At 61.3% G+C, this 23,456-nt stretch carries 16 protein-coding genes; 9 read left to right on the top strand and 7 right to left on the bottom strand.

Going from position 1 to position 23,456, the window contains the following annotated elements; genetic code table 11:
* Window positions 1-41: 41 nt before the first annotated feature.
* Window positions 42-764 carry an MBL fold metallo-hydrolase gene (locus tag AL755_RS13865; RefSeq protein ID WP_054011516.1) on the bottom strand — a complete coding sequence of 241 codons (723 nt, stop codon included), beginning with the start codon at window positions 762-764 and terminating at the stop codon, window positions 42-44.
* A 106-nt stretch (window positions 765-870) separates the two neighbouring features.
* Here AL755_RS13865 and AL755_RS13860 point away from each other — a divergent pair, with 106 nt between their 5' ends.
* Both AL755_RS13860 and AL755_RS13855 read left to right on the top strand, forming a co-directional pair.
* Window positions 871-1,557: a hypothetical protein gene (locus AL755_RS13860; protein ID WP_054011515.1), complete on the top strand. Its 687-nt coding sequence runs from the start codon at window positions 871-873 to the stop codon at window positions 1,555-1,557.
* Between the two features lie 4 nt (window positions 1,558-1,561).
* Window positions 1,562-2,128, top strand: a complete 567-nt coding sequence (locus tag AL755_RS13855) for a TetR/AcrR family transcriptional regulator (protein WP_054011514.1) — start codon at window positions 1,562-1,564, stop codon at window positions 2,126-2,128.
* Window positions 2,129-2,214: 86 nt separating this feature from the next.
* On the opposite strand, the gene AL755_RS13850 is transcribed toward AL755_RS13855, so the two are convergent.
* On the bottom strand, window positions 2,215-2,562 hold the full coding sequence (locus AL755_RS13850; RefSeq protein ID WP_054011513.1) for a VOC family protein: 348 nt from the start codon (window positions 2,560-2,562) through the stop codon (window positions 2,215-2,217).
* Window positions 2,563-3,032: 470 nt separating this feature from the next.
* Here AL755_RS13850 and AL755_RS13845 point away from each other — a divergent pair, with 470 nt between their 5' ends.
* On the top strand, window positions 3,033-3,395 hold the full coding sequence (locus tag AL755_RS13845; protein ID WP_054011512.1) for a cupin domain-containing protein: 363 nt from the start codon (window positions 3,033-3,035) through the stop codon (window positions 3,393-3,395).
* A 467-nt stretch (window positions 3,396-3,862) separates the two neighbouring features.
* On the opposite strand, the gene AL755_RS13840 is transcribed toward AL755_RS13845, so the two are convergent.
* Window positions 3,863-5,707 (bottom strand): sigma-70 family RNA polymerase sigma factor, encoded by a 1,845-nt coding sequence (locus AL755_RS13840; RefSeq protein ID WP_082369312.1) that lies wholly within the window; start codon window positions 5,705-5,707, stop codon window positions 3,863-3,865.
* A 636-nt stretch (window positions 5,708-6,343) separates the two neighbouring features.
* Here AL755_RS13840 and AL755_RS13835 point away from each other — a divergent pair.
* The 5 genes from AL755_RS13835 (at window position 6,344) to AL755_RS13810 (ending at window position 13,320) form a co-directional block, all read left to right on the top strand.
* Complete coding sequence (locus tag AL755_RS13835) at window positions 6,344-8,971, top strand: DUF7927 domain-containing protein (protein ID WP_054011510.1); 2,628 nt, start codon at window positions 6,344-6,346, stop codon at window positions 8,969-8,971.
* Between the two features lie 108 nt (window positions 8,972-9,079).
* On the top strand, window positions 9,080-10,576 hold the full coding sequence (locus tag AL755_RS13830) for a SpaH/EbpB family LPXTG-anchored major pilin (RefSeq protein ID WP_237762483.1): 1,497 nt from the start codon (window positions 9,080-9,082) through the stop codon (window positions 10,574-10,576).
* Window positions 10,577-10,704: 128 nt separating this feature from the next.
* A complete protein-coding gene (locus AL755_RS13825) occupies window positions 10,705-11,646 on the top strand; it encodes a class C sortase (protein WP_054011509.1) in 942 nt (313 codons plus the stop codon).
* Between the two features lie 22 nt (window positions 11,647-11,668).
* Window positions 11,669-12,190, top strand: a complete 522-nt coding sequence (locus tag AL755_RS13820; protein ID WP_150117127.1) for a hypothetical protein — start codon at window positions 11,669-11,671, stop codon at window positions 12,188-12,190.
* Between the two features lie 572 nt (window positions 12,191-12,762).
* Window positions 12,763-13,320, top strand: a complete 558-nt coding sequence (locus AL755_RS13810) for a hypothetical protein (RefSeq protein ID WP_054011506.1) — start codon at window positions 12,763-12,765, stop codon at window positions 13,318-13,320.
* 481 nt (window positions 13,321-13,801) lie between these two features.
* Here the strand turns inward: AL755_RS13810 and AL755_RS23265 are convergent, their stop codons facing one another.
* From AL755_RS23265 to AL755_RS13795, 3 genes are all read right to left on the bottom strand, one after another.
* Window positions 13,802-14,017 carry a hypothetical protein gene (locus AL755_RS23265; protein WP_237762482.1) on the bottom strand — a complete coding sequence of 72 codons (216 nt, stop codon included), beginning with the start codon at window positions 14,015-14,017 and terminating at the stop codon, window positions 13,802-13,804.
* Between the two features lie 899 nt (window positions 14,018-14,916).
* Complete coding sequence (locus AL755_RS13800) at window positions 14,917-16,410, bottom strand: leucyl aminopeptidase (protein ID WP_054011504.1); 1,494 nt, start codon at window positions 16,408-16,410, stop codon at window positions 14,917-14,919.
* A 38-nt stretch (window positions 16,411-16,448) separates the two neighbouring features.
* Window positions 16,449-18,125, bottom strand: a complete 1,677-nt coding sequence (locus AL755_RS13795; RefSeq protein ID WP_082369309.1) for an AbgT family transporter — start codon at window positions 18,123-18,125, stop codon at window positions 16,449-16,451.
* An 848-nt stretch (window positions 18,126-18,973) separates the two neighbouring features.
* On the opposite strand from AL755_RS13795, the gene AL755_RS13790 reads away from it, so the two are divergent.
* Window positions 18,974-20,764 (top strand): SLC13 family permease, encoded by a 1,791-nt coding sequence (locus AL755_RS13790; RefSeq protein WP_202813512.1) that lies wholly within the window; start codon window positions 18,974-18,976, stop codon window positions 20,762-20,764.
* Window positions 20,765-22,079: 1,315 nt separating this feature from the next.
* Here AL755_RS13790 and AL755_RS13785 read toward each other — a convergent pair.
* Window positions 22,080-23,453, bottom strand: a complete 1,374-nt coding sequence (locus AL755_RS13785; RefSeq protein WP_054011502.1) for an MFS transporter — start codon at window positions 23,451-23,453, stop codon at window positions 22,080-22,082.
* Between the last annotated feature and the right edge of the window lie 3 nt (window positions 23,454-23,456).

The following is a 23,456-nucleotide window of genomic DNA, read 5'->3' as shown; positions in this document are numbered from 1 at the left end:
CGAGTGCGCGTGCTTGGGCCAGTCCTACGATGGGCGCGTCATCACGACGGCGTCGCTGCCGCGGCCCTGACCTCGCGGACCGCCTCCGCGCCCCCGCCGTTCCAGGGTGTGCCGTGGCCGGGCAGCACCCAGGTCACGTTGAGTGACTCCAGTTTGCTGAGGGAGTCCAGTGCCTTGATTGGGTCATCGGTGAACGGCGCCGGTTGGGGGCCGGTCTTGCCGGTCAGGACGTGGCGGGTCGTGAGGGCGTCGCCGACGAAGACGGCGTCGACGGCGGGCACATGGACGCCGATGCTGCCGGGGGAGTGGCCGGGCAGCCCGATGATCCGAGGAGCGCCCGGCAGATCGAGCACGTCACCGTCGTGCACGGTGGCGACGTCGGCCAGGTACTTTGCGCGCATCCCGCCCTTGCGCAGCGCATACCAGAGGAACCGGGCCGTCGCGCCGGGCTTCATCTTGCCCCAGGACGGTTTTGAGGAGACCTCGCCACGGGCGCGGGCGGCGTCGGACTCCTCCACGTAGATCGGCACGCCGTGGTCGCGTCGAAGGCGTTCGGCGAAGCCGATATGGTCCGTGTCGCCGTGGGTCAGGACGACGGCGCGAATGTCGCCGACCGCCCGGCCCATCGACGCCAGCTCCTTGATGAGGTCCTCCCACTGCCCCGGGAGCCCGGCATCGATGAGGAGCACCCCATCCGGGGCGTTCACGAGGTAGGCGGCGACGATGTCATTGCCGACACGGTGAAGTGATGGTGCAAGTTCCATGTGTTCGTCCTTCGATAGTTCGCGGGAACGTTGAGGCTCATGACTCTTGACTGGTTATCAATAGTAGCCGTAAAGTTAATATCATTAACCAACGAGAGGATGCGTCATGACCACGAACTTTACGCCTATCCGTCCGGAGGCCGCCGGGAAGACCTGGGCGCTGCAACGCACGGCTCTTGCGGGCTTTGGCTTCACGCTTTCCTGGCTCATTGGGCTGTCCGTTTTTGCCGCATCGACCACTGTGGTCTCGACCGGTGCCGAGATCATTGCGGCCTACCGCGGGCGCGCGGCTGCCGGCGTGCTCCAGTACCTCTTCACCGAGGGGTTGCCACCTGTCGCGATCCTGGTTGTCGTCGGGGCGCTGGCGCGCTGGGCCCGTGGGGCTGGATACCGGCGACTTGCCAAGGCCACCTGGGTGGCGGCACTCGTCGCCTCGATCATCTCGTTCGCGCAGTTCGTATTCGGCGTCGTTCTGGTGACGGTGGCAGTGCCGGCCGGTGACGCGGCAATCAGCGCACTTCTCTCGGATTCGGTGACCAGGCTCGACGGTGCCAAGATGCTGCTGTTCGCCGGCATGGCCATCACGACGTTCGTCTACCTGGCCCGGGCTCAGCACGGTCAGCTGCTGTGGCTTCGCATCGTCTCTTTGCTACTGGCCGTGACCATCACGGTCTCGGGCCTGGGCTATCTGTTCATGGTCACCTCGCTCGCGACGGCGGCCGATGCTTCGCTCCCGCTCCTCCTCGTCTGGGTGACCGGGTTCGCCATTGTGCTCGGCCGTAGGGGACACTGAAGCAGTGCCACGAAAAGGTCTTTCTCATTCACAGGTAGTCGCCGAAGCTGCCGTCCTTGCCGACGAGGTGGGGCTCGATCAGCTGACGTTTGCCGCGCTTGCAAAACGGCTCGACATTTCCTCCCCGGCCCTTTACAAACACGTCGACGGCCTGGACCGGCTCCGTCGTGACTTGACCCTTCTGGGCCTCACCGAACTGTGCGGAAAGATCCGTGGGGCGGCGGTCGGCAAATCGAAGCGTGACGCTCTCCTGGCCGTCGCGCAGGGGTATCGGAACTTTGCCCTGGCGCGGCCGGGGCTCGTAAACACGGTGCTCCGCGCTCCGGCGGCCGGAGACCATGAGCATGAAGCCGCGGCTGAGGAGGCGATGACAATCCTCCGTCTGGTGCTCGCAGGTTACGGCCTCTCCGAGGATGACACGATCCATGCCGTTCGGGCACTGCGCGTGGTCATGCACGGCTTCACCAGCCTCGAGGCTGCCGGAGGGTTTGGGATGAGCCAGTCGCTCGACGAAACCTACCTCCGACTCATTGACGCGTTAGATCAGTCGTTGTCGGGCCGGCACGGTTAGCGACTGCTGAGCTTGCTGACGCGCGTCCGGGGAAGTGGCCTCGGACCGGTTGGCGAAGCGCGCCGGCGCACCGGCGCTCCCTTCGGTCAGGCCTGACCCTTCGGACGCCAAACGCCGAAGCGATTGCCTTGCGGATCAACGAGGTGCGCGAACTCGATGGCTCCGTTATCAACGAACGGGACGGCGATGCTGGCGCCGAGCGCCTCGGCCCGGGTAATTGCGGCCTTCACGTCCTCGACCTGCACGTAGAAGATCGCCCAAGCCTGTCCACCCATCGACGCCGTGTCCCACAGGCCGCCCTGGTCGGAGTTCACCATCTGGTAGCCGACGGGGGATTGCTCACCGAACCCCCAGTCGAAGAGCGAGCCGTAAAAGGTTCGTGAGGAAACAGGGTCGGGGGAGCCGATCTCGAAGTAGTTCACGACGTCAGCCATCGTCATCTCCATATCGCAATTTGAAGCAAGGGAACGGGCAGGCCGCGCGGCATTGTCAGCCGAGGGGGCCGGCACCAATTGTTCGCAGGCTACACCCTGGCAGACTCCGCGGGCTATCGAAACTTCAATGGATTTTGCTATCAGTCAGAATTGCGGCAAGGGCAAAACCCGGCCAGCTATCCGCACAGGCAGCGATGGCCTCCAGGAATGGCTGTCCAGCATCACGGCCCGGACAGCCGCCACGACCAATCAAAAGGGATAGTTCTGACCATCCTGAATGGGCGTTACCTCCTGCTGAAAATGACTGGACGATGAATACTAGGCCCACCTTTGGAGGAGGAGATTTGGCCCTCATGACCGATCCTTCCCCTGCAGGACCGAAGATTCCATCGCGGCTTGATTGAGCCGTGCCGACACCATAAATACGCCGGAGATGATGCCGGTGTGAAGCAGTAGAAAGGTAAGTTGAAATGAGCGTAACTTTCAAGCCCCGCGAGCTCTTCGAAGAGAAGCTGGACGGATCTCCCTTGGGTCCCCCGTTGGCAGAGGTGATTGGCAAGGAGATTCCTACGAGGATCGCCATTCCGTTTACCAGTGACGACTCACGCATCCTGTCCGGAGTGTGGGAAGCCGATCCGGGCCTCTCGCGATGGGAGTTCTTGGAGCGCGGCGAGGCGATTCATGTCCTTGAAGGCCGCATGGTGGTGACCGAGGATGGCGGTGAACCCATCACCGTGGATGCCGGAACCTCCGCGATTTTCCCCATTGGATGGCAGGGAACCTGGGAGATCAAGGAACGCATCAGGAAGTTCTTCGTGATCTTCACAGCCTGACCGCTCGACCTCTCCTGACCAATGGCCGGGTCAGCCAACACGCTAAGGATGAGGTCTGGGCCCTGGCATGCGGTGTTCAGGTCTTGAGAGAAAGTGCACCCCATTTGTGGTTGGCCGGAGGGTATTTGACCCTCCGGCTTGCCCATGTCCCGAACTGATGGCTTGTTCGAAGCGGCTCTGGCCTGCGAGATGAAACCGCAGCTCAGGGCCGCTTTGTTGGTCTCCACGAAACGTCAGTATTCGCCATATTCTTGGTCGACTTAGAAAAGTAGAAGATGAGAATTGCGGTGGTGTCGTCGGCACCTTTCGATATTCGCGTCCAGCAATCTCCGAAAACACGATCATTCGCCGTGAACCGTTCCGGGTTTGATGCCGCTGTCTCGTTCTGACCGGAATTTGCCACGAAGACGTTACTGCCTGCCAAGAAAGAGCCGCACTCGTCCCGAACATGGGCTGTGGTCGCTTCCCTAGGGCACCAGGATGGCCGTAGTGATCGTCGCCCCGTGGAGTCCTTGGGCGGTGTCAACGAACCTCAGCCCGAGGGTATGGGGTCCGGATGCCAAAGGTGGTAGATCACGAGTCAACGGCTGGCCATTCATAGGGTGGTAATTCCCTGTTGGCTTGCCATCGATAATTGCTTCAACTGTGGACCCCGCAGGGCCGTCGAACTCGACCTGCCTAACCCCATTGGCGGTTGTCAGGGAGATGACGGTGGGGGTTTGCAACTGGACGGGGGAAGTTGGTGGCGTGGGGGCCGAGGTAAGGGCGTTCGAGGTTTCGTAGGCGGCGAACTGCACGGTTCCGTTGGGCCCAGGGACGGCTTCAGGTGTCACTGACCACGCACCGGCAGCGTCCACGGTGGCTGTGGATACCTCCTTGCTGTTGGCGAGTAGGTGCACGAGGGTGCCGGGGACTCCGGTGCCCCTCAAAAGCGGCAGGAACAGCCCCCGATCCACCGTCGAAACGATGGCAGGCTTCGCCAACGCCACCGTTGGAATCGTGGGTGCGGGCGTCGGTGTCGGAGTTGGCGAGGGACTTGCGGTCGGCGACGGCGTAGTTGGCGGCGTAGGTGACGGACTCTTTGTTGGCGCCGCTGTCCGTTTCGGCGTCGGGCTGGGAGCCGGGACCAACAGGGCGGATGGTTGGTGTACCACAGTTGGGCTGGTGGCTTCCGGTTGGGACACGGGCAACTGGACCAAGGGTGCGGGAGTAGCCCGGGGAATTGGCTGGGGCACTGACGCCGGGGTACCAGTAATCGGCCTGTCGTGGCCGGCAATGGTGGTGCGCGGTGCGGGAGAGGACTGGGCGGGGGTGCTGGTCTGTGACGCGGCAGCATTGATGGTGATACCTGGCTCGGCTGCGGAGTCTTTGGCTGCCGGAGTCATGGCAACGGCGGCAGCAACGATCACACCGACGGCCACGGCGGCGGTGAGGACGCTCAGTCTTACGCGGTGGCCATTCAACGGACGGCTTGCCGCAGCCCAGGCAGGCGCGGTACTTCCCAGCGGAGTGCCGAGAGCAATGGCGCCCTTCAGGCCCGCGGTGGCCGGTCCAAGGAAGAGCGGCAGCAGAACCAGGCCGAGGTTCCGTCCGACCTGATCGAGTTCTTCAACAAGGATGGAGCATTTGATGCAGGTGGTCAGATGTTCTTGGACGCGGTCTCGATTGCGTTGGCTTAGTGAGTTGCGGTTGTACTTGCCCAAGCGCTCGACGGTCCATTGACAGTTCTTATCCGCCTGGGCGTCGTTGAGGTGTGCTTGTAGCCAGGACACCCGCAGCCCCTCGCGTGCACGGTACGTCAGGGCCGCGATCGTATTGGCGGTCATTCCGAGTAGGGGAGCAATGTCGCGCGGAGTCATTCCCTCGACTTCGGAGTACCAGAGCACCGTGCGCCATTCGGGTCGGAGGCTTGCGAAGGCGCGTCCGGTGATGGATTTGTCGATGATCTGGTTTTCAAACGAATCTTCGGGATCGGAAACGTAGTCAAGAATATCGAGATCCGTCGTAGCGCCATGAGGAGACTTCCAACTCATGGAAATCGAGCGCAGCACTGTGTACAGGTAAGCGCGGAACACTTCACGAGGCCCGGCATTGCTGCGAATAGCAGTGAGAATCCGCAGGAACGCTTCCTGCACGAGGTCTTCCGGGTCGTGGTCGCTGGTGAGGGAGGTTGCGGCTCGCAGGGCGGCTTGGCGGTGACGTTCCCAGAGCTCGCCAAAGGCTTCGTTGTCGCCGGCGCGGGTGCGTGCGACCAATTCAATATCCGAGGGCCTGATCGGAGCTTCCTCAGTTGGTGGGAGTTGGGTATCCATGGGATCGCCGTTCGTGAAAAAAGACGCTGAAAATCTGTCACCCCAAGATTGGGGCCGCCGTGCCAAGCGCTTGGAGTCAGGACAAAAGAGAGCACACGAAGCAATGAAAATCAGTCGAGACGGGGTATCTGCGCGGTCTTGGCCGGTGGTTTCCAACGTCTAGCGAGTTAATTTAGCACGGTTGAGCGGCTCCAGCAGCCTCATGGGCGCAGCCGCCCCCTGACGCGTCCTGCCAAGGAGCAGGATTAATTAATCTTTTGCGAATCCGCGTCATGATCCCGCTGCCGAACCACTCTTTACTGATGAATGCCCTTCATTTAGTCCTTCCGGGGTCCGGTCGGGCCGGGATGAATGGGCCGGGCGAGGGAAGGGGGTTCTCGCCGGCGATGACGTTGATTGAGTAGAGAGAAGAACGCAATGCAGGTTAGTCGGACTCCGTCGGGAGCTGCCGGTGCGCGCCACGGGCGAAGAGGGTTGGTGTCCTTATTTACGCTTTTCCTGTGCGTAGCGATTGCGGCCATTGGTCTGACGACCGTAGGCATCCTGGGTTCCTCGACGCCGGCATCTGCCAATCCCGGTAGTCCCGGCACGACGTCGGCGCCCGTGGTCACGTTCTTGGAGAACTTTGAGAATGGCATGACCAACGTCGCGACCGGCGCGAAGTCGTACACCACCACCAATGGAGCCACGCAGTATGTTGGGGCAGCGGGTCAAACGTACACGGGCTCAACCGACTGGATCAACGGCAACCGGTGTAACGGCGTCATCCTCAGCTATAACAATTCCATCGTGCCGGCGTGGGCGGCAACGCCCCTGCTGAGCAATAAATGCAGCACGGTTGCAGGAGTCCAGAGCTACAACGGTATTCGAACCCTGGCCCGGGCCATGGGTGTCTACACGGGATCCGGGGACAACGAACACATCGTTTCCGGCTACACCGAATGCCAGCTCGACGCCCTGGGCAACACCAGCAACTGCGACACGATCGGCAGTGGCGCCACCAACGGTGTGATGTTCCAAACCACCTCGACGCTGCCGGTGACATCTGGGCACTTTTACACCTTCGGCGTCGACACCGTCTACGGCAACTGCGCCAGCCCTGCCAGCACCACCGTGCAGGCCAGCGACCCGCAGTACCAGTTCCAGCTGGTGGACAGCACCGGAGCCGCAACGAACATCGGCAGCGTCCTGGATGGCTGCCGCCCGAGCGCCACCCGCCAGCAAATCACCGTCAACCGCCCCCTCGCAGTAGGGGCCGCGACCACCATGGCCACCTATGTCAGTTCCCTGGTGGCAAACGCGCCGTTCCAGTACAACAGCACAACCCTCGGCATCAAGATGTACAACGCCTCCGGAGTGACCAATGGTAACGACGGCGGATTCGACAACATCAAATTGCTCGACGTCACCCCGCAGCTGGACAAGTCGTTTAGCCCGGCCACGATCAGCCAGGGCCAGAACACTGTCCTGACCTATACGGTGACGAATACCAGCGATCTGCTGGCCAAGAACGGCTGGCACTTCGTGGACAAGCTGCCCGCTGGCTTGTCGGCCAGCGGCGCGTTGGGCGGCAGCTGTGTCAGCACTGCTTCCAGCATCACCGCCGGCACCGTGGATGTGACCGGCAACCTGGCCGCCGGCAGTGCCTCGTGCACCATCACCGTCACGGTCACCAGCAACACTCCGGGCACCTACAACAACTCCGGCTGCGTGGCGAACAACGGCACCGCGATCCCGAACTGCACCAACAACTTCCCGACCATCACGGGCATCAACCCGCCCGGGACGGCGCCGCTGACTGTGCTGCCCGTCGTCGACCTTTCCATCACCAAGAGCGCCACCCTGGCCCAGTACACCCCGGGCAGCCCCATCACGTATACGGTGACCGTCCACAACAACGGGCCCAGCGACGCCATCAACGCGGTCCTGACTGATCCGTTGCCGGCGTCCGTCACGGGCGCCAACTGGACGTGCGCTGTCACCGCGGCGGGCACGGCGAATCTGCCGCCTACCACCGGGCCCACCCAGTGTGGCGCCGCCAGCGGCACGGGCAGCATCACTGACACCGTGCGCATCAATACCGGCGGAACCCTCAAATACACGGTCGCGGGAACGGTGGCCTTGGCAACCACCGGCAACCTGGTCAACAAGGCCACGATTGTCCCGGCCGCCACGACCAGCATCCCCAACATGCCCGGAGGCGGCCCCAACCCCGTGACGGGCTCCACCACCGTGGTGACGACGGTGGATACGAATTGTCCGCCGAGCCCGGGAGCCGGTTGTTCGGCCACGGTGACGACCCCGCCGGCCCCCGGTGTGTGGAATGTTGCCAAAACGGCCACGGTCAACGGGGCCACGCCGGCCACCAATGTGGTCCAGGGCGGTGACGTGATCACCTACACCGTCAAGGCGACCGGTGTCAGCGGGCTGAGCAGCAACGCCGTCCTGACGGACAACCTGAGCAACGTCCTGGACGACGCCACGTTCGTCTCCGGATCGGCAACGCTGACCGTTGGCGGGGCGGCACCGGTTTCGGTGCCCAACCCGGTGGCCCCGGGAAACATACTCACCACGGGGAAGTTCAACCTCACCCCCGGGGTGGTGGCGAGCCTGAGCTACCAGGTCACGGTCAAGGCCGGTGTGTGGAACAAGCAGCTGATCAACGTCGTCACCGGCACCGGTGATACCCCGCCGACCACCTGTGCTGTTGGGGTTACCCCGGTGGCGCCCGTCTGCACCACCACGCACATCACCCCGGCGAAGGTGCTGATCGCCAAGATCGGCGAATCCGGAAACGCCGTTTGGGTCCCCATGGCAGGTTCGTCCTGGTCCGTGTCCAATGACAACGCCGGGCACGAGGGCACCGCCTACACGGGGTCGGGCGTGACCGCCGTGGTTCCGGCAGCGACCGGCCAGTTCCAGCTGCAGAACATTCCCGTGGGCACCTACTGGCTTTCTGAAACCGCCGCGCCGGCAGGGTTCAGCCTGTTGGCCGAACCGGTGCAGTTCACGATTGCCGCGAACGGCGCAGTGACCATTGGTCAAGGCGCCGGGGGCGGAGTCGTCACCTCGGCCGACGTCGATGGTGACGGAATCTTCACCATCACCGTCCGTGACGTACCCGCCCTGAAGATGCCGGACGCCGGCGGAACCGGAACCCTGCCGTTCATGGCAGGTGGATCGGTGTTGCTGCTGGCAGCCGTGGCCCTGTTCGTGGGCAGCCACCGCCGCCGTCGGAGGTCCACCGGATCGGATGGGCGGTAAATGAGCGCCCTGTTTCCGAACCCGCCCCCGCCGGCGACCCACAGACTCTCTCCCGTTCAAAGAAGCACACACATGATGAATCAATCTGAAAATAGAAAGCAGACCACAGTGGTTAAGAACAAGAAGCTCGGGCTCTGGCGGACCACCGCCGTTGCCATCGCCGGAGCGGTGGTGGCAATGTCGCTCTCCGTTGTCCCCGCGTCCGCTGCGACCGTCAATCCAGGCACTGTTGACGGAAGCCAGGTCGGCTCCATTACGGTGCACAAATTCCAGCGGCCCAATACCCCTACCGGCCTGCCGGCCAACGGCACCCAGGTTTCCACCACCGGGTTGACGCCGCTTGCGGGGATTGGCTTTACGATCCAGCAGGTCAACACGATCGACCTGACGACGAATGCCGGCTGGCAGTCGGCAAACACCCTGAGCAACACCTTCGATCCGGCTAACGCCGCAGGCTCCATCACGAGCAAGGGCTACACGCTCGGAACAGCCACGGTTAAGACGACGGACAGTACCGGAACGGCTGCCTTCACCGCCCTGCCCCTGGGTCTGTACCTGGTGCAGGAAACCACTTTCCCGGCCGGTGTGACACCGTCGGCTCCCTTCCTGGTGTCGGTTCCGTTGACGGATCCGAACAACGAGAACGGGTGGCTCTACAACGTCCACGTGTACCCGAAGAACTCGATCACGACCGCGACGAAGACCGTCCAGGACGCCTCCGCCGTCAAGCTTGGCGACGCCGTGAATTGGACCATCACCGGTGGCATTCCCACAGACGCGGTCATCGACGGCTACAAGATCGCTGACAAGTTGGACGCGAAACTCACCTACGTTGGTGCCACCGTGACCTTGGCCGACGGCACCGCCATCACCGCCGGCACGGACTACAACGTGGTCTTCGACGCCCCCAGCAACACCGTTTCAGTGGTCTTCACCGCCTCCGGACGTGCGATCCTGGCAGCCCACAACACCACCACCGTCAAGGTCGCCGTCAACACCAAGGTCAACACCATTGGCGAGATCGCCAACACGGCCCTGGTCTACCCGAACAATGCCAGCATTGTCGGCACCCCCGGCAACCCCGGCCCTGTCGTTACCCCTCCGGTCGTGACCAAGTGGGGCAACATCACCGTGCAGAAGGTCGACCAAAACGGTGCGCCCCTCGCCGGCGCCTCCTTCTCCGTCTATGCCAACCAGGCCGACGCGAAAGCCGGCACCAACCCGATCACCCTCGGCGGACAGACCGTGTTCACGGTTGGCGCCAACGGCCAGCTCACCATCACCGGCCTGCGCTACTCCGACTTCGCCAACGGTGCCACCGTGGCTCCGGGTGACGCAGGCTACATCACCTACTACCTTGCGGAAACCACGGCACCGTCCGGCTACGAATTGCTCGCCGCACCCGTGTCGTTCCTGGTGAACGCAGCCACCACCGCCGTCGGCGTTGACCTGCAGGTCAAGAATGTGCCCTCCAACTCCGGTTTCCAGCTTCCCTTCACCGGTGGCCCCGGAACCACCGTCCTGTACGGTGCGGGCGTTTTGATCCTCGCCGGTGCAGTGCTGCTGTTCGCTCGCAGCCGCCGCAGCAGCCGCAGCAACGGCTAACGTCCGAACAGCTGAAGCTGTAAGGAACTGACACACCAGCAATGGGGGAGAGCGGTTCACGCCGTTCTTCCCCATTGTGCTCGGTTCACGCGTAGAGCACTTTCCCTCCCCTTGTTTTAGGAAGATCGATGACCCAACTCCAGTACTCGCCGCGGCGGCTTGCCCGGCCGCCCCAACTCTGGAGCCTGCAACGACTCGCGATCGTGCTCATCGCCACCATCGGCGTCGGCGTCCTGCTGTACCCGACAGCCGCGGCCTGGTTCTCGGACCGGGTCCACGACACGCAAATCAGCGGCTACGCCACCACGGTCAAGGACCTGGCCCAGACTGAGCAACAAAGACTCCTGGCCCAGGCCCACCAGTACAACGCCGAGCTCCCGGCCGGCCCGCTCCGGGACCCGTACTCGTTGAACGAAAACGGGGAGACGGAAACTGTTGGCTCGGGTTCGGCAGCGTACAAGAAGATGCTCGCGGTGGATCCGGAAGGCATGATGGGCACCATCAGCATCCCCGCCATCAGTACGAATCTGCCGGTCTTCCACGGCACCGACGAAGCCACCTTGGCTAAAGGGGTGGGGCACCTTTTCGGGTCCTCTCTTCCCGTGGGCGGTACAAGCACCCACGCAGTGCTGACGGCCCATTCCGGGTACGTCAACTCCACCCTGTTCGACTCACTGAAAAGGGTGGTCACCGGCGATGTCTTCAGCGTCACCGTGCTGGATCAGACCATCTACTACAAGGTCGACCAAATCAAGACCGTGCTCCCCGACGAGACCGAGGATTTGCGGCAGGTCAAGGGCAAGGATTACATCACTTTGGTGACCTGCACACCCACCGGCGTGAACACCCACCGGCTCCTGGTCCGGGGCGAACGCATTGCGGACCCGGTAAAAGCCAATGGTCCGCAAACCGTGGCGAACAATGTCACCAACCCGGGCTTCCCGTGGTGGGTCGTCATCCTGGTAGGCACCGCCGCCGGCACGATCATCCTCACCCGCCCGCAAGGCCGGCGAGTCCGGAAGCAGAATCAACGATTAGAAGAGATTGAGTGGCACAACGATGACCTGTGAATCAGTTGTCGGAGCGGCTGAAATGCCGAGCGACGACGAAGCCGCACCCAAAGAAGCCAGTATCCGCGCCGCCTTTGAACCGCCACGGACCCCGGAACTTTGCCCCTTGGCCGGGTTCTTTGCCCATCGCGGAGCCACCGAAGTAGCCGGCATCAGTCTGGTGCACATGGCAGGGCAGGAATCAGTGGCTGCCGGGGACCTCATCACGTTCACCGCATGGATCTTGAATGCCACGGCCGAGGCGCTCACCGACGTAACTTTGCACCTCCACTCGTTTACTAACGAGCACGGAGACCAGCTTGGCTACCGGACGGAGCCCCCGGCCTCGGAAATGATCGGACGAACCCTTGGCCCCAGGCAAGCGCTGAAGTACCACTTCAGCTATGTGGCGACTGAGCGGGACGTCGAGGAACCAGGTTTGCTGATCAGCGCCCTCAAAGCAAACCTCGTGACACCACGCCAGGGACGGCTTTTCAGCGAATGCGATGCCTTGGTCTCCGTCGCCGTGTCGGGTGCTCAGCCGCTGACCTTCCAACACAGCTGACCCCAGGTTCCACGGCCCTCAGGACCCGAAATAGAAAGGCCGAACCGATCCCTCTTTCCGCAGACGATCCCGTCCGTGAACAAGCGTTGGTCCCTAAGGAATTGCAGCGCCCCAAAGACCTTGTGCATCAACTGCACGCAGCCCACGCAGTGGCAGGCGAATCCGAAGGTTGCCAGCGCATTAGTGATCTATTTGTCGAAGCAACTCACCAAGAGCTTCGACGCTTGCAACAAGGCTACAACGCCGGCCGTCCCTGGCCCGACCGACCAGAACCGAACTCAGCAAGCACCCACGTCCTCGGCTCGCAATGGGCAGCCATGCCCATTGCGGCCTCCTCGACGCAGTCAGATCCTGGAAGGTGACCCCATTAAGACTGAAGTCAAGATCCCTTACAGCGCCGACAGTTTCACTGTCGAAGCCGAACGTATTCCGGCCCTCTTCGACCTCCCCGTCGTGCGTGTTTCAGTCGGAGAACGTCACGTAGCACTCACCCCCGATGAGGCTATCAAACTCGGGCAGGCGCTCCTGGAAGCGTGTTCCGAACAGCAATGAGACTAACAAGGAAGAATTCTTTGACTTCAACAGCACCCAAGGATCCGACAACGGAGCTCGCTGCTCTCCTCGCCATGAGGGGATGGCAGATCAACGCTGATCTCAGTCCGGCAGAATGCCCTGTCTGGGACTTTCTGCCCAGCATGCCGCGTAGCGATTCCTCTGGCCCGCAGGGACATCCCACGGGAATCTTCATTCACACCCCCGAGGAAAAAGGGTTTTGCTGCGTCGAGCCGGCGAGCTGGTCGCCGCTGCGAAATCCGTACGTCAGGACCTTCCGGGGTGCAGCTGACTTGATTGCTTGTCTGCCGCAGATCGAACACTGGCGCGCCCCGGCCGCCCCCACCCACGCAACCCCCGCAGAACTTGCACGGATGCGGGCCACCGGCGAGATTACCACCGAGGAGTTGATGTACTCCCTGGACCACTTTCCTTATCGAACCAGGCATCGAGCGTCCTTCGGCGAACTGCGCCTCATTCGGGATGTCGGACTCTTGACCCCGCAGGAATTCGTGCTGCTGACCGCATCAAAGCAGCAATCACGCCTAATAACTACGCATCACGGCACGCAAGTGTGAGATGCAGCTGTCCCATCCCAAGGGAGCGTGGACTGGTTGCGTCATGATTTGTCTGTTCGGGACTCTTTAAGCGTGGGGGATGTCTTCTCTCCTTTCAGGTCAGCATGAGGTCCTGAAGGGAAGGATCGCATCCCCCGCCACAGCCCAAGTTTCGCAGCGAACGACGAGACCAGGGCTGGACTCGACCCCTGCTGAAGCTACAAGGCCCAGGCATCAGGGTGGAAGGCGTGAGGCAACGGAGACACGGGTTCGACCGCACATTACTCGCGGACACAGCCGAGCCCTGACCTCCGTTGCCTCGCGCCGGTGGGTGTTGGGTGGCTACCACCCATAACGGAACCGTCGGATTGATCGGGAGCAAATTGCCGTCACTCGTTGGCGATTACCCTCACCGGGGTGCAGGCCGCAGAGGCAGGGTCAGCCGCTTGGCGGGTATCAAGGTTGATGCCGGTTTTTGCAGTCTGTAAGTCCCCATGTCCCATCAACGGCGGTCAGTGGGTGAGCTTGATTGCTCGCGGATCAGCATCTGTACCAGCGTCTGGGACTGTCCTGCCTCGAGCGCGGCGACGCCGGCACAGACAAGACGCTCAAGGACTTCTTCGAAGGTGATGACACGCCATCGCGCAGATGTCCTGGCCCAGGTGTCGATGGTTTCCCGAACATGTGGGGCCTCATGACCGGGGGTCATGATGACCAAGTGGTCTTCTCGATCTCGCTGGGCTTCGCGGTCTGCGCCGTCATCTTGGCACATCGCATACCAATCGGACTGGATGCCAAGCTCGAGCCCGTTAAGTGGATCCACCCGTGGCAAGACTTGGATCTGGACTGAAGGCGGCATGCTCGGAAACCAGTCCGAACCGTTGGAGTAGCCGCTGACATCCGCGAAACTCTTGGTTGGGTGGGTTCGGTAATGAATTTCGCTGGGGAATCCGAAGACTCTGCCCCCCTAGCCAAGGGTTGTTGCTCAAACTAAGACCCAACAAGGATCGGATCGGTGGCTCGTCGATCCCCGGATACATATCGGGACCTCCTCCTAGGACGGTGACGAGGGCGCCGGCCGAGAAGTGGATCTGTGCCTGGGGAACAATCGGTAGCAGTAGTTCGACGGCGGTTTCAGTCATGGATGGCCTCAAAGTCGCGGGGAGTGAACAGGTAGGCAGAGGCAAGCTCCGTTCGCCGTGGGGGCAGGCCGACGGCGACGAGAAGCGCGCATCTCCTTGTTAAGAGCCCGGTTTTGCGGGATTATGACGCGGGATATCCGTCCTTGCCGCAAGAAGAGGTGTCCTGGCAAAAGGGCAGACCGATTTGCCCCAATGACGCTATTTGGTGATTCACGTTTCTGTGGGCCACTGGCCGCTGGAGCCGCCAGGCAGACCACACTGCCGGACCTCGGTTGCTCGGTGACGTGGCGCGATGTTTACTTCGGCGGTGGCTCCGGTGGGCAGGGGTTAGCCGACGCGCGTCATGGATGAAACAAGCCGCGTCAGTTCGGGCGTTGGCGGCAGGAAGCAATGATTATGGGTTTGGTGTCGAGGCGGACGGTCGTCTTGAAGTAGTGCAACTGCCAACGAACAGGTCATGCGACCTGGCTGCGGACTAGCTTGTCTCGGGTGAGGTGAACCGCAGTGCCAGTTCGGCCAGCAGCCGTGTGCCGAACGCTGTTGGTCCGCGGGGGATCCACCGGCTCGTTGTCGGAGCCTGCGCCGTTCCTGCGATGTCTATGTGTGCCCAAGGGGTTCCGGCCACGAATTCCTGCAGGAACAGCCCGGCGGTGATCGAGCCGGCATTAATACCGCCGATGTTCTTGATGTCGGCAATGTCGGAGTCGAGGTCGGCGCGTAGACGCGGAGGCAGTGGCAGCCTCCAGACCGGCTCATCCGTGGTTCTTGCCGCCGCTTCAACCTGGGAGAGGATGCTCTCGTTATTGCCCATCACTCCGGCGATTTCTGTGCCGAAGGTGCGCAGACAGGCTCCGGTGAGGGTTGCAATGTCGACGATGGCGTCCGCACCGGCCTCTACGGCCAGTACCAGCGCGTCCGACATTACCAAGCGGCCCTCGGCATCGGTGTTGAGCACCTCGACGGTTTTACCGCCACGCGTGATGAGCACGTCACCCAATTGCATGGCCGAACCTGACGGCATGTTGTCCGTGCACATCAGGTACCCGGTGACCTCGGCCGTGCAGCCAAGCGAGGCAAGGGTCGTCATCGCCCCGAGGATGTCGGCCGCCCCCGTCATGTCGTTTTTCATCTGGGAGTGCGAAAGGTCCCCGGGTTTGAGGCTAATGCCGCCGGAGTCGTACATGACGCCTTTTCCCACGAGGGCCAGGTGCCCTGAAACAGTTCCGCTTGGCCGGTAGTGGAGCACGATCATGCGCGGTGGCTCCACCGACCCTTTGTTCACACCCAGCAGTCCTCCGCAGCCAAGTTCCACCAAGGCAGCTTTGTCATAAACCTCAACCTCGAAGCCGAATTCCGCCCCGAGGGACACGGCAACCTCTGCCATCCGCGTCGCGGTGAGCATCCCGGCCGGACTGGTGGCGAGGTCTCGGGCGAGCATAGTTGCGCGTGCCGTGACGCGTCCGCGCTCGGCGCCGGCTCGTGCGTCGGCCAAATCCGCTTCGTTGACGACGAGCGCAAGTTCCTCGACCCTGACGCTGGCCGCTGGTGTGGTTCGCAGGTCAAAGTGGTAGCGCGCCAGCAGGACGCCCTCGACGACGGCGGCGGCCGCGGCACCGACGTCGAGGTTTGGAAGGTCCTTGAGGAGAATAGCCAGGCGCCGCGCAGTGACGGTTTCGCTTGCGAAGGCAGCCGCGGCGTCTCGGACGCCTGTGACGTCCAGGGAACCGGCTTTGCCTATGCCGACGGCAACAAGTGTGACTGGACTAGCGGGGACGGTTAGCGCCGCACCGATCTTGGCGTTGAACCCGGCTCGGGTGAGCGCATCGATGTCGACTCCAAAAGAGGCCGGTGCAGGCCCATCGATGGGCACCGGCACACCGATGGCATCGACGTCTGGGGTCTCACCGGTGACAACTTGTACGGTAAAGGGGGCGGTGTGGGAGGGGATGACGGCGTCCGTGGTGTTCATCGCGGGCATACCTTTCTCAGGATTGGTCGGAAGTTGATTTACATGTTCACCGGGGCGCCGGGACCCCACGGAATGCCAAGCAGGAACCAGGCGGCGAAGAGGACGACCCAAGCAACCAGGATCCACAGTGTGTACGGGACCATGAGGGCAATCACCGTGCCGATTCCGGCGTCCTTCTTGTAGCGTTGGGCAATTGTGACGATAAAGGGCATATAGACCATCAGCGGGGTAAGCACGTTCATGGGCGAGTCACCCACCCGGTAGGCGGCCAGTAATGTTTGGGGGGCGACATTGAGTGAAGCAAAGATGGGCAGGAATATCGGTGCGAAAATCGCCCATTTTGGTACCAGGCCGGGAAGGATGATGTCCAGTATGAAAATCACCAAGATAAAAGCGATCAGTAGCAACACGGCCGGGATGCTGGCCCGTTCGAGAAGTTGGGCGGCCTCGACGGCGGCAATTGTGGGCAGGTTGGTCCAATTGAACAAGGCAATGAACTGGGCGATCATCAAGAACATGATGAGCAATCCGCCCAGGCTGCCAAACGTCTTTGCAATTGCCCCCACGACTTCGTCGCCACCGCGGAGTGTTTTGGCGCCTATGCCGTAAAAGATCCCGCAGATCAGAAATGCCAGCGAGATGATGAAGATCAAACTTGCCATGAAGGGTGTGGGGCCGATCAATTGTCCCGTTTCGGTGTCACGCAGTGGTGCTCCCGGCGGCAGCGAGATCGCCAACACACCGATGACGACGACGACGAAGGCCCAGAGAGCGAATTTGAGGCCGCGGGATTCGGCCGCCGCATCAATCTGCTCCCCGGAATCTGCCGCGAGTGGGTCGGCCATCTCGTATTTACCCAGCCGGGGCTCGACGATCCTCACCGTGACCAGCACGGCCACCAAGGCCAAAACGATCGAGGAGACGATGCTGAAGTAGAAGTTGGCGGTCACGGAGAGCGGTTGCGCACCGATGTTTCCCAAAGCCTCGTTGGTGATCTCGGTAATCATTGAGTCAGAAGGGGTGATCAGGAGATTGACCCCAAAAATGGCACCAACGCCCGCGAAGGCCGCAGCCATGCCGGCCAACGGATGCCGTCCGACCGACAAGAATGCCGCGGCCGAGAGGGGTATCAAGATCAGGTACCCGGCGTCGGAGGCCACCGAGGACAGCACCCCAACGAAGATCAAGATGAAAGCGAGCGACCAGCGCGGGGCCACCTTCACGATCTTGCGGATGAGGGCCGCCATGAGGCCCGCATGCTCGGCGACGCCGACACCGGCCATGGCGACAAGGACTACGGCAACGACGCTGAAAGCCGCAAAGTTGTCCACGAAGGAGGAGAAGAAGACGCGCAGGCCGTCGGCGGAGAGCAGGTTCTGGACGGCGAATGTTTGCTGGCTCACCGTATATTCAGGAAGTGTCACCGCCATGCCGGTCGCCGTATCAAAAGGCACAATCGTCCCACCGAGTGCGTCGTTGAGATGTTGGAGCTGTTCTGTGGGGACCGGCGTCATGACCTTGTCGGTGACTTTGACGTTGGCCCACGACAGGATTGCCGACAAAATCGCGACAAGTGCAATGAGGTATACGAACATGATGGTTGGGTTGGGAATCTTGTTTCCCAAACGTTCAATCGAATTCAGGAATCGCCCGGATTCACTACCTTGGCTGGTGCCTGGTGATTTAGCCGCGCTACTTGCCCCATTTGATGACACGGAAGACTCCTGAACTAAGGTGGAGTGCCATCGGAACTGATGACACTTGATCGATTCGGGCCTTTTCAGCACAGCCTAAGAGGGTGCCAAGGCAAAAACAAGAGGATTCGATGACTTGCAACAAGTGCAGGCGAAACGCGTTGGGCCGTGTGAGGTCGCGCCTTTGCAAAGCGGTTGGCCGTGCTGCATGTATCCGGTGCATTGACGGATGCCGGGCTTACCCCTGTGAAAGCATCACTGATTGGATAGGGCATATTTCTGGCCCAGAGATGGATACGCGATGATTCGCCCCGTCATCTGCGCATTGGCCTTAGATTCCAAAACGAAGTAAATTATTTGAGCGACGCCGGTCCGCCCTGCGGAGGTCTCCTCGTGATCGGTGGATCTAGGATTTCAAGGTTCGCCGGATGCAAACCCTTTCAAGGGAACGAAAATATTGCACGAGGCCACGCTGAACTTCCGTAAAAGACTTTTGGTCCATCGTCGTATTCTGTTTGTTTTTGCCCTACCTCATCTTGCTGTTCCAGATTGAGGGGGCATCCTCCGCGATGCCAGCCTCTCGGGAAGTTACAAGGCACTGGAAACTCTCTTCCTACTGGTGGCGCCGGTTGTTACTGCGCTGATTTACATCTTCGACCGCGACGGCGGCAGCGGAATGGCTGAGCGGAGCGTCGCCTCCTTGCGAACGGGGTCGCAGCTCGTGCGGGCGATCACGTCATGTGTCCTCCCGTGGTGAGATCTTGAGTGCGATTTTCCAGTAGGACAGTCGGTTCCTTTTCTCTCGGAATGGGTACTTTCTGCGGAGAGCCATTGTCGTTAGCCTGAGAGCTATGACGGACACGGGCACTATGCTGGTCATCTTGGCGCTGACTATTGCGATTTTTGTGTGGAACAAATTCCCGGTCGAGGTCGTGGCGATCAGTGTGACGCTTGCCCTCTTGGGTGCGGGAATTATCAATATCGACGACGCTTTCGCGGGTTTCGGTTCCGGGACCGTGGTTCTCATCGCGGCCCTGTTTGTCGTAGCCGAGGCGATTGATGCCTCCGGAGTCACGACGTGGCTTGGGGGAGTGCTGATAAGGTTCGCCGGCTCCAGCAAGATCAGGCTTCTTGTTTTGGTTATGCTGTTCACCGCTTTTCTCTCAGCCATCATCAGTGTCAACGGAGCGGTCGCGGCGCTCCTTCCCATGATCGTCGTCCTCGCCGTGCGCCTGGGGCGTGAGCCTGGCCAGCTGCTGATGCCGATGGCCTTCGCGGCCCACGCCGGCTCCCTCCTGGTCTTGACCGGTTCCCCGGTGAACATATTGATCCTCGAGGCGGCTATCAGTTCCACCGGGCGCCGAATCGGTTTCTTCGAGTTCGCGCTGGTCGGGGTGCCACTGCTGATTGGCACCGTCATCATTGCGGTCACCCTGGGTTCAAGGCTGCTTCCGCAACGCACGCCGGAGGAGTTGCCCAAGGACTTGAGTGCTCATCCAGCGGTCCTTCTGGAGCAGTACTGGCCAGGTGAACAAGACCTTGCACGGCTTCGAGTGCCGAGCGGAGCGCCGAGAATAGGGGATGCGGTCGCCGAAGTGATGACCGGCGGTGATGGCGGTGTGCACCTGCTGAGCGTTCAGAACGCTCAGGGGAAGCCGGCCACTACGGGTGAATTGTCCGCCGGCGATTATCTTGTGGTCAGGGGAACACCGTCAGACATCGCGGCGTTTGCCAGAGACAATGGCCTTGGCACGGAGACTAACAACGACCAAGCTGCCTACGGGTTGGTGAGTAAGTCATTTGGTGTGGCCGAGGTTGTGGTGTCGCCGCGCTCCACACTTGTCGGAACCGAGGTGTACCCGGGAATGGTTACCGTGAGTGGATCACTGGTGGTTCTGGCCCATCAGCGAGCCGGGAAGCCCTCTGAAACCAGGGTCAACCAAGTTAAGGCGGGCGACATCTTGCTGTTACAGGGAAGTTGGTCGGCGCTGGATAGGCACACGCGGGACCAAAACGTGCTGCTCGTCGATTCACCGGACGCGATCCGCCGTCAGACGGTACCTCTCGGACCGGGCGCCGTGCCTGCCCTTGCCATCCTGGCCGCCATGGTCGTCTTGATGACCACCAACTTGGTGCCGGCCCCGGTCGCGGCACTGCTGGCCGCGATGGCCATGATCCTGGCTCGGGTTGTGACGGTGGGGCAGGCCCACCGGGCCATGTCCTGGCAAACGCTGATCTTGGTGGCCGGGATGATCCCACTGTCCACCGCTATTACCCGCACCGGTACGGCGGAACTGCTGGCACACGGGATCGTCTCCCTCACCGGTGGGGGGAGTCCCTACCTGCTGCTGGCCGGGATCTTCCTGGTCACTGCCGTGTTGGGACAACTCATCAGCAATACAGCGACTGCGTTGATCATCATCCCCATCTCCCTATCCGTTGCCGCGGAGGCCGGAATCTCGCCGATTACGGTACTGATGTGCGTCAGCGTCGCCTCATCGGCCGCCTTGCTGACTCCCATCGCCACACCTGCAAACATGATGATCATGCGTCCTGCGGGGTACAAATTTGGTGACTATTGGAAACTAGGCCTGGTCATCATGGCCTTGTATTTTGTGGTGTCCGTGTTCCTGGTCCCTGTGTTCTGGCCGTTACGTTAACCTTGACATTCTCGCTATTTCACGGCCACCCGCCGGAATCCTAGCTTCACGGAGACGCAGTGCCTTTTGGAGGCAGCCATTGGACGGGTCTGCTTGGGCCGGCAATACATCCTCTACAACCCAGCCAGACCATGGTGGGTTCGACGTCGACCGGCGCCGCGATGCGGCTGCGTGGGCTCTGTCCTGCGTACAGACCTCTTCGCTCCACTGGTTCAAACAAGAGTTCGGCGATTGGACGATACTCGTATCCCACCAAAGCTGGATCGTGTGACGCTCCAACGAGTTCACCTCTGCTCGAGCGAACTGCATCAGCCTTGACGAGCACCGCCTGAAGCATGGCGGCGGTGCTTTTACCTCAGTCCATGCGGTGTCTGTGCGGGTGCCATGGGTGTGCTCAAGGGCAGCCTTCCTGCGTCCTATGAGATGGCTAAAGGCGTGATTGCGCCGTCAGCGGCGTATCGATTTGTGCTTTGAATGATGGTCCTAGTGCTTCAACGGACTCATCCAGGTCGGGCCGGAATGCGTTACGGTTCGAGCCGGACATCCAAGCGTCGGTCCCACTTGCTGTGTGATCTCAGGACACGGTTGCCACTCCGGTTGAGCAGTGATTGCCAGCGAAACCCGGCATCTGCTGCAACCAAGGAAAAGAGTGCGTTCACCACGTTGAACATCGCAAACTGGCCGTCTACAACCTAATGGCGGACGAGAGATCCGAGCGTACGGCTCTTTAGGTCGCCTTCGCAATCCAGCGCGACCGAGGGTAGAAAAGCACCATGATCCGAGACCGGGGTGTAATTAAACGTCCTCACACGGCATGTGAACGACGTCTCGAGAGATAGTGGGAACCATGAACCGAGACATCACAGGGTTCCCCGGGTGAGAATTGAGCCTACGACCAAGAGAAACTCACCATCTGGACGTCATTGAGTATCGGCGACCATCAAAATTCGCTTATTCTCGAGAATTTTCGTCCGTTTTGGTTCCTACGACATGTCAGTAATCATCGTAGTTTTCGTTTGAATTAGATGGGTAAAAGATGGGTGCTTTTTGGCCCCTGCGAATTCTTCCGGGATTCGGCTGCATGAATCTTCAAAAGCAGGTTCATCAGCGATCCTCGAGGCAGTGCAGATCACCGTCCGTGACTATCAGTTTACGCTGAGTCCTGGTCCAGGGCGCTGGCGGGCGGACTCGAGATCGGGACGCCATTAGTGTTTGCCAGGGACTGAAGATCGGCCATTGTGACTGTTAGAACGTGTTGGGAAGCACTAGACACTTTCCCAACACGTTCTTAGTGCACTGTTGCGCTGTTGTGAACTTATGCGTTTAGTGCGGCTGCGTCTTCGAGGTTTTTGCCCTTGGTTTCGGGTGCCATGAAGTAGCTGGCACCAGCGCCTATCAGGGCGATGCCGGCAGCGATCCACATGGTTCCGGAGAGGCCTAAGTGGGTCAGGGCCAGGGGTGTGGCGAAGGTGCCGATGGCGGCGCCGATGCGGCTGGTTCCTGTGCACAGGCCCACAGCCGTAGCACGTACCTTGGTGGGGAAGAGCTCGTTGGGGTAGATCCATTCCAGGATGGAGGGGCCGCCGTTGAATATGGCATAGACGGCGAAGGCCAGGGCGATCAAGCCCAGGGGAGCGGTGGGGAAGATCGCCAGGAACAGCAGGCCGACGCCGGAGAGAAGGAATCCCCAGATGAGGACCGGGCGGCGGCCTAACTTATCAACCAGGAGGAGTGCGACGACGTTGCCCACCAGGAAGAACAAGTTGATGAGGCCGTAGCCGATGTTGGCTGCATTTCCGGAGTCGAGGTGGAAAAGGGATAGGATCTGTGGTCCAAATGCGTAGATCGAGAACAGGGTCACTATGGTGCAGGTCCAGAAGATGGAGATGAAGATGACCCGGTTCAGGTATCCGCCGGTGAGGACCATTGAGAAGGCCTTCTTGGTGCTGAGCTTGACCGCGTTGGGGTCGTGGGCGGTGATACCTTCCAGGGTGGCGCCCTCGCCGATGGCCTTCTTCAGGATGGCAAGAGCCTCTTCCTGGCGTCCCTTGCCCACGAGCCAGTGGGGGGATTCCGGGATGGTGGCCCGGGCGATGAGGATCAAGACGGCCGGCACGGCCGAGGACAGGAGCATCCAGCGCCAGCCGTCCTCGAGGGAGAGCAACCAGTAGCCGACGAACGCGGCGACAGTGGCCCCGACGAACCACATGGCGTTGAGGCCACCGAGCAGGCGGGCGCGCCAGTTCGCGGGGACGAATTCGGCAACCAGGGCGGTGGCGATGGGGTAGTCGGCGCCGACCGCGATGCCGATGAGGAGGCGCAGGGTGAATAGTTGCCAGGGTTCGTTGACCCAGAACTGCGCGATGGAGAACACGATGATCGCAATCAGGTCAATCGTGTACATGAGCTTGCGACCGATTTTGTCGGTGATATTCCCAAAGACAAGCCCACCAATGAAGACCCCGATCAGCGCGGAGGCGCCGATGAGTCCGTTCCACCACTCATTCATCTGCCATTTCGGAATGATCTGGACCAAGGCGATGCCGATAATGGCCAGGATGTAGCCGTCCAGGAATGGCCCGCCCGAGCTGAAGAGTGTCAGGCGCTTGTGGAACGCGTTCAGCGGCGCTGAATCGATGGTGGTTTGGGATGTGGTTGATGGAGTGGGGGACGGTGCGTGGGAGATCATGGT

Source organism: Arthrobacter sp. ERGS1:01 (assembly GCF_001281315.1).
In the GTDB taxonomy this organism is placed as follows: Bacteria; Actinomycetota; Actinomycetes; order Actinomycetales; family Micrococcaceae; genus Specibacter.
This window is presented reverse-complemented; position numbering and strand designations above follow the sequence as displayed.

What these genes read in the sequence shown, in the direction of transcription:
- AL755_RS13790 (WP_202813512.1), top strand. Translation starts at nt 18,974, where the DNA reads ATGCTGGTCATCTTGGCGCTGACTATTGCGATTTTTGTGTGGAACAAA.
- AL755_RS13845 (WP_054011512.1), top strand. Translation starts at nt 3,033, where the DNA reads ATGAGCGTAACTTTCAAGCCCCGCGAGCTCTTCGAAGAGAAGCTGGAC.
- AL755_RS13800 (WP_054011504.1), bottom strand. Translation starts at nt 16,410, where the DNA reads ATGAACACCACGGACGCCGTCATCCCCTCCCACACCGCCCCCTTTACC.
- AL755_RS13865 (WP_054011516.1), bottom strand. Translation starts at nt 764, where the DNA reads ATGGAACTTGCACCATCACTTCACCGTGTCGGCAATGACATCGTCGCC.
- AL755_RS13820 (WP_150117127.1), top strand. Translation starts at nt 11,669, where the DNA reads ATGCCGAGCGACGACGAAGCCGCACCCAAAGAAGCCAGTATCCGCGCC.
- AL755_RS13835 (WP_054011510.1), top strand. Translation starts at nt 6,344, where the DNA reads ATGACCAACGTCGCGACCGGCGCGAAGTCGTACACCACCACCAATGGA.
- AL755_RS13850 (WP_054011513.1), bottom strand. Translation starts at nt 2,562, where the DNA reads ATGGCTGACGTCGTGAACTACTTCGAGATCGGCTCCCCCGACCCTGTT.
- AL755_RS13840 (WP_082369312.1), bottom strand. Translation starts at nt 5,707, where the DNA reads ATGGATACCCAACTCCCACCAACTGAGGAAGCTCCGATCAGGCCCTCG.
- AL755_RS13860 (WP_054011515.1), top strand. Translation starts at nt 871, where the DNA reads ATGACCACGAACTTTACGCCTATCCGTCCGGAGGCCGCCGGGAAGACC.
- AL755_RS13785 (WP_054011502.1), bottom strand. Translation starts at nt 23,453, where the DNA reads ATGATCTCCCACGCACCGTCCCCCACTCCATCAACCACATCCCAAACC.
- AL755_RS13825 (WP_054011509.1), top strand. Translation starts at nt 10,705, where the DNA reads ATGACCCAACTCCAGTACTCGCCGCGGCGGCTTGCCCGGCCGCCCCAA.